General features: G+C 45.0%; 4 protein-coding genes. All 4 read left to right on the forward strand.

All coding sequences use genetic code 11. The features are described from left to right. The coding region (locus tag INT21_RS10315) for a hypothetical protein (protein ID WP_226930623.1) at positions 1 to 2,537 on the forward strand (2,537 nt) is incomplete at its 5' end. Positions 2,538 to 2,649: 112 nt separating this feature from the next. Continuing rightward, positions 2,650 to 3,639, forward strand: coding sequence for a UDP-glucose 4-epimerase GalE (galE, locus tag INT21_RS10320; RefSeq protein ID WP_193085163.1), 990 nt, complete (start codon positions 2,650 to 2,652; stop codon positions 3,637 to 3,639). A gap of 265 nt (positions 3,640 to 3,904) precedes the next feature. Beyond that, entirely contained in the window at positions 3,905 to 4,852 is a 948-nt protein-coding gene (locus INT21_RS10325) for a sulfotransferase family 2 domain-containing protein (RefSeq protein WP_120386685.1), read from the forward strand. Between the two features lie 230 nt (positions 4,853 to 5,082). Beyond that, positions 5,083 to 7,320, forward strand: coding sequence for a glycosyltransferase family 2 protein (locus tag INT21_RS10330; protein WP_193085164.1), 2,238 nt, complete (start codon positions 5,083 to 5,085; stop codon positions 7,318 to 7,320). The last annotated feature ends 41 nt before the right edge of the window (positions 7,321 to 7,361 follow it).

The raw sequence follows: 7,361 nt of genomic DNA on the forward strand, positions 1-7,361 counted from the left end.
TAAATTTTTCCGAGGCCTCAAATAGCATGGCAGAAGTAAGAGTCTTATACAGGTCTGATGATTACTATATAACGCTGCACTATCCAATTAATTCAGTAGGCCAAACTATTATAGTTGCTTTCGATACAATCGATGGCGTGTACTCAGAAAAAGGATTTGGGGTTAATTTTTGTCTTGCAAATAATCTGCCTGTAATTTTTGTGAGTCATAAGGAGAGGACTTTTTTTCAGGGGGTGAGTAAAAAGCTTCTCTATAATATTTTGCACCCTTATCTTATTGGTAAAGATGTCGTCACGTATGGTTCTATCCTTGGTGGTTATGCTGCAATTTATTATGCGGATGTTTTGAATGCAAGGGCGTTCGCTATTAGCCCAAGGTGTTCTGCTGACCCTAAGTTTAAAAAAAAATTTGGGAAAAACAATTTAGACGAAAATATTTTTTTGCATGATTTTTTAAGTACGAAAAACAACGGAAAACAAAAATATCATTTTTTTACATACGACCCTTTTAACTCGAGAGATGATTATTATTTTAAAGAAGTTATTTTTCCATCATTGAATGGTAGCTTTAAAGTGCTTGAGCTTCCTTTTTCCTCACATCCTTCCGCACCGTTTTTAAGTAGAAAAGTCAATCTTCTTAAGCCATTAGCGTTGAGCTTCTTTCAAGGTGAAGATATAGGTTTGTTAAGCTTCATATCGCCTCAAGCGTCAAGTGGTGCGAAGAGTTTGTTTTATCTTAATATCGATCTGGATACTGTGTTAAGCAAGGCTAGAGATAGTTTTGCGGATGGAAGGTGGGAAGAGGTAGCTTCTCTTCTATATGTCCCTCTCATTTTTCATAAGTTTCAATCAGAAGAAGCTGCTTTTATGCTTGCCGTGTCTCTTTTGAAAGAGGGGCATAAAAAAGAGTTGATTCTATTATGTAGGGTTTCGAAAAAATTTAATTATATAGAGTACAAGCAGGCTACATCATTAGCTGAGCGTGCCATGGCAGGTAAAAATTATATCGATGCTATCTCCTTATGGGAATGTATTATAAAAATTTATTCAAAATTTCCCTTAGGGGTTTATGTAAGGCTCGCATCAGCTTATATTATGACGAGTGAATTTAAAAAGGCAGAACAAGTCTTAGAGCAATGCCTTGATATAAATGAGTCATTCAAGCCTGCTTTAGATTTATTAGATAGAGTTGCCAGTTTACAGGCAAAAAAATTTACTGTCAGTATACGTGAAATTGCAAAGCCAAGCTGTTATTTTAGGTTGGGAACTAAAGTTGATGGTACCATCGTCCGTCAAAAAGAACTTTACAATCTAAAAGTAATGGGGTGGGCACAGATTAAGAAGGGTGACGTTTCAGCTGTGGCAGTACAGTACAAAAATAAAATATCTTATTTTTCTTTTAATATTGAAAGGCCTGACGCAGTCCAGTTTTTAGTCACTAAGCTTGGTCTTAATCCAAAAGAACTATCAAGTAGATGTGGCGTTAAAGTTGCTCAAGAATTAGGGGAGGGGGCTAAATTTGGTTTTTGTGTGAATGGGAAAACTGAATGGACTCATGTACTGTCACTTACGCCAGTGGCAGAGTTAGTAAAGGGTAGAGATAATTGGTTATTTTTAGCTAATGACCAAAATTGTAGTGTTGATCAATTTACTGGTAAGTTGTTGTTAGATGAAGATAAAAAGTTGGCATGGTGTAGTTACGCTAACGATTTTTATGAAGTCTCTAAGAAATTTAATGCCTTGTATGTCATAGCTAATTCAAAAGAGAGAGTTTTACCTGGTCTTTACCCTTTTTCGCAAGGAGTTGAAATATTAGCGCATCAGGTTGAAAATATATTGTCTGATTCGTCGGTTAATGTTGTTAATCCTGTTGATGAAAATAGTAAGAATATACAGTCATATTACGAAACAGATACACATTGGAGTGATGTGGGTGCTTTTAATGCATTTAAGCTTTGTATGAAAGCGTTTGGTTATAATGACGAGTTTGACGTTTTTTTTGAATTTTTTGGGCGAGAAGTTGTTGGTGACCTAGGCTCAAAGTTAACTCCCCCAGTTTCTTCAATAAGAATGACCCACTCTTTGCGTGACAAGGCGAAAGGGTCTGTAAAATGTGTCTTTGATAATAAAATTAAGAAAACAGGTAGCCTTGAGATTAATCTAAATGAAACAGCTGTCTATGAAAAAACCGTCTTGCTATTTGGAGGTTCTTCATTAAAGGCTGGTGGGTTTGCTCGTTATTTTTCTTATTTCTTTTCCCGTGTTGTAGTGATTAATTTGCCTGGTAGTATTGTTAAAGAGATAGTTGATCATGAGTGCCCAGACCATATTATAGTGCAAACAAATGAAAGGTATTTGATTAGTCCAGGTAGGGTTTACGAAACGGTAGTAGGATCTCCTCTCGTGAAAAGCTTTAAAATGATGAGTCAGAAAGAGCTGCTGAATTTTGTAGAGAGTATCAATGAGCTTGATGATGAGTCCGAAAGTTATTATAAGAAGCTGTTTGGTGATGCGGCTCTTTCCTTTGTAGTAAAGTGATTATTTTTGTAGTGGTAAGTGTTGCTTTAGTGTCATGAGGTATAAGCTTATAGTGCGCCAGTAAAATGTGTGTTTTAAAGCTATCTCATATTAAATATAATGGTGATAATTGATGCAGTTATTATTAATAGGCGGCGCGGGCTATATCGGCTCCCATATGGCCAAACAGTTGGTTTGCGCTGGTCACAACGTGGTGGTGCTCGATAATCTCTCTACGGGGTTTCGCGACCAGGCGCGCTATGGCGAGTTAGTGGAAGGAGATTTGGCAGATACGGCGTTGTTAGAACAGTTGTTCAATAAATACGCATTTGATGGGGTAATGCATTTTGCAGCGGCTAGCTTAGTAGGCGAGTCGATGCAAGATCCTAGCAAGTATTACCGTAATAATGTGGTGAATACGCTTAACTTGCTAGACGTGATGGTTCGCCACGGTGTGAAAAACTTTATTTTTTCATCCACTGCCGCGACCTTCGGCGAGCCTGAATACGTGCCTATTGATGATGCGCACCCGCAACAGCCTATTAACCCCTATGGGGCGAGTAAGCTGATGGTGGAGCGAATCTTACAAGACTACCATCACGCTTATGACTTGAATTCGATCTGTTTGCGCTACTTTAACGCCTGTGGGGCGGACCCTGAGGGTGAGCTAGGCGAGTGTCACGACCCTGAAACGCATCTGATTCCGTTGATTTTACAGGCAGCCTCTGGCCGGCGTGAATCCATCACGGTGTTCGGGCGAGACTACGCCACCGATGACGGCACCTGTATCCGCGATTATATTCATATTGAAGATTTGTGTAGCGCGCATTTACTGGCCATGCGCACCTTAACAGACGGTGTAGAGCAGGGTGCCTTGGCCTTTAACTTAGGCAATGGGCAAGGCTATTCTGTGCAGCAGGTGATCGAAACGGTTGAAGCGGTCGTGGCGGAAGATGGCTGTTCATTAACCGTGAAGGAAGGTAGCCGCAGGGCAGGTGACCCCGCTGTCTTAGTGGCAGACGCCACGCGAGCGCGCGAAACGCTAAACTGGCAGCCTTGCTACGCTGATTTAAGAACCATTGTTGAACATGCCTGGGCGTGGGAAAAGCACATGTGTAAATGAAACCCATAAGCACTTCTGCAAAAGGTTGTGTAAACGATTCTTTGGATGGTAGAGCACTACTTAGTGTTATGCAGCGGTTATAGTTTGAGCTAGTTTGAGTCGGTTTGCATAGTATGGGTGGCTGACTTCATGGAAAGCGTTTTGTGTAAACGAGCTGTCAACGCCTTTACTTTACGAGTAAGCCTATAAAGGCGGCTATGTTGGCCTGTTGTTATGTTGAGTGTTTACCACGCCTGCTATTGCAGGTGTTTTGATAAGGTTACCTATGTCACCTATTTTTTTTGTTCATATTCCTAAAACCGCAGGCACGAGCTTTCGAAAAGCGGCAGAGCAGCTGTTTGGTAGCGAGCGAGTGCTTTATGATTACTCGCCTAGTGCAGCAGAAACCTCGTCATTGGTGCAGCAATGTGTCTATGAAGAGAAAGACTTGCTTAGGTTTTATCAAACGTTGTGCAGTAACCGTGTGTCATTTTTGAGCGGTCATGTGAATGCGATTAAATTCGTTTATTTATTTAGCGTAAGCCAAACGGTGACGTTTGTTCGCGATCCCGTGCAGCGCGTGGTCTCAGAGTACCAGCATTTTGTACGTCATCATGGCTACGAAGGTGATTTACCGTCGTTTTACCGTAAGCCGCACTTTGTTAATCGGCAGTCTAAAATACTACAGAACGTGCCGCTAGAAGCGATGGGGCTCGTCGGTTTGAATGAAGCCTATGAAGATAGCCTCGCCATGTTCAATCAGCGTTATGGTTTGAATGTTCAGTCAGTGGATATGAACATGGGGCGGCCAGATAAAGCGACGAGCTATGAGCTGCCAAAAGAGCAGTTGGAAGAGCTAACGGCGCTTAATGAGCAGGATATACGTCTTTACCGTAAGGCTGTTCACTTGTTTGAGCAGCGTAAAGCGTTGTTTGATAATGGCAAGGGGTATGTACACGGCGCTGTGCAGCAAATGAGTGAGAAAAGTATTTCGGGGTGGGCTTGGCACGCACAAAGCGATATGCCTGTTGCTTTGAGCATCTTAGTAGATGGCAAGCAGGTGGCAACGGTTGAAAGTAAAGATTTGCGTCCTGCATTTTTGCGTTTAGGGTTGCCCCGTTCAGGCTATGTGGGCTTTCACTATAATTTTGTAACGCCCTTGGCGAAGCGAAGTGTTGTGGAGGTTGTCGTTGACGATACTGGGCAGCTAGTGGGTAAAAAACGCGTTCAGTAGCGGTTTGTTATCGAAGTATTTACACAAAAGCGTTCAAGTGGCTGTGTACAAAGGTCAATGGACACTGCCATGCCGGAGCAGGTGATGAGTAATGGTGAAACTAGGGAGTGGGATGTGAGCGATGACCAGCGGCCGTTGTTGAAGCATTGGCGGGAAACGATACAAACTGAACGCAACGCGATCACACGACACCAATCGGTGTGTATGACAGTCATTACATCGAGCTCATCATGAAGCCGTTTGTTGTTACTCCCCGTTTGATTGCCATTAATCAGCTAGCTGCCTTGCCCAAAGAGGAAACATTCGCGTGGCGTGCGGTAGGCGATGACCCTCAGTTTGCGCTTCGCAACGCGCTGTTATTGCCTGGTTGGCACATGCTGGAAGTGGAGATGAAGCATGACCAGGAGTGTGCGGTGTTGAAGCTCTACTTCGACACAGGGGAGGGAATTAGTGAGGCGCAGCGCGTCGCCATGCCGCTTAAAAACGGTAGGATTACGAAGCGATTGGTCTACCTGCCGGGGGGCATTAAGCATATCCGCTTTGACCCACTCGAAAGCGAAGGGTGCTTTAGCATTCGGCATTTCCGTTTTGTATGGTTAACGCCTTGGTTTGCCCATGACCGCTTGGCCCAGCGCTTAGTAAACATGCATTTTCAGTGGCGTGGCTATACAAAGCAGAGTGTGCTGCCCGCTTTAAAAGCGCTGGCTGCTGAAAAGCAGGTGAAATGGCGTGAGCTGGCACTACAACACTACGAAGCCACCTTTGAAAGTTTTGACACGGGTAGTAATTATACTGATTGGCTTGCGCGCCAACCTGAACTCACCACAGAGCAAGCGACTGCTTGTCTGTCGTCGTTTGAATGTCAGCCAACCGTTTCTATTCTATTGCCGGTGTACAATTCAGACCCAGGCTATCTGGCAGCATGTCTTGACTCTGTGTTAGCGCAACGTTATCCGCATTGGCAGCTATGTATTGCCGACGATGCTTCTCAAGACGAGGCGGTTAAAGCGCTACTTGATCGTTACGCAGCGGCAGATACGCGGATAGTCGTGACCTATCGCGAGCAGAACGGCAATATTTGTGCGGCAAGCAATACGGCGCTTGAGTCTGCTGTGGGTGAGTTTGTGGCGTTGCTGGATCACGATGACTGCCTGTCGCCGGATGCATTGCTGGAAGTGGTGCATGCGCTGCAAACAGCTCCCCAGGCTAAGTTGATTTACAGCGATGAAGATAAGCTAAATAGCTTCGGGGAACGTTACGAGCCGCATTACAAGCCTGATTGGAACCCTGATCTGTTGTTGGCACAGAACTATATTTCGCATTTAACAGTGCTCAATGCCCAGTTGGTGAGGACGGTGGGTGGCTTCCGTGAGGGCTATGAGGGTAGCCAAGACCACGATCTGCTATTGCGCACAACGGCGGCTTTAGCGCCTGAGCATATCGTGCATATCCCCAAGGTGCTTTATCATTGGCGGGCCATTGAAGGGTCGACAGCATTAAGTCATCAGCATAAGTCGTATTCGCAAGACAATGGGCTTAAGGCTGTAAATGATTATTTAGCCCAGCATTTTCCTGATGCTAAGGCATCTCTTGGCCATATTCCGAATACGTATCGTGTGTGCTGGCCGTTGCCGGAATCGCGTCCGCTGGTGTCGTTGTTGGTGCCCACGCGAGATAGGGTGGAAATACTGCAACCCTGCATAGACGCTATTTTAGCGCGCACGGATTATCAGCAGTTTGAACTGCTGATTTTGGACAACGGTAGTCGCTGCCCAGCGACGTTGGCGTATATGAAAGAGGTGCAAGCACGCGATTCACGGGTGCGTGTGGTGGAGTGGGATCAGCCGTTTAATTATTCAGCGATCAACAATGTTGGCGTTCGTCACGCCAAGGGTGAGATCATAGGACTGATTAATAACGATATTGAGCCCATTAACTCGGGATGGCTCACTGAAATGGTGCGTCACGTGTGCCGCGAAAGCGTTGGCTGCGTGGGCGCTAAGCTGTATTACCCCGATGATACTGTTCAGCATGCGGGGGTTATTCTGGGCATTGGCGGTGTGGCTGGCCATGCGCATAAGTACTTTAGCCGTCATGCGTATGGCTATTTTTCACGCCTACATTTGGCTCATGGGTTGTCGGCGGTAACGGGCGCTTGCCTTCTGGTGCGAAAAAATGTGTATGAACAGGTAGGTGGTCTCAACGAGACGCACCTGGCGGTAGCGTTCAATGACGTTGACTTTTGCTTGAAGGTGCGTGAAGCCGGTTACCGTAATATGTGGACACCCTATGCGGAGCTTTACCACCACGAGTCGGTATCGCGTGGGGCGGATGACAACGAAGAGAAGCGTGCCAGAGCGGCAGCCGAAGTACACTATATGCGTGCAACGTGGGCAGAACAGCTGGATAACGATCCTGCCTACAACCCAAACCTAACGTTAACCCACGAAGATTTTTCTCTGCGTTAAGGAAACGCTGCATAAATACGGTCGTTGCTGCCTAAGTACCA

Source organism: Halomonas sp. 3F2F, from assembly GCF_014897805.1.
Taxonomy (GTDB): Bacteria; Pseudomonadota; Gammaproteobacteria; order Pseudomonadales; family Halomonadaceae; genus Vreelandella.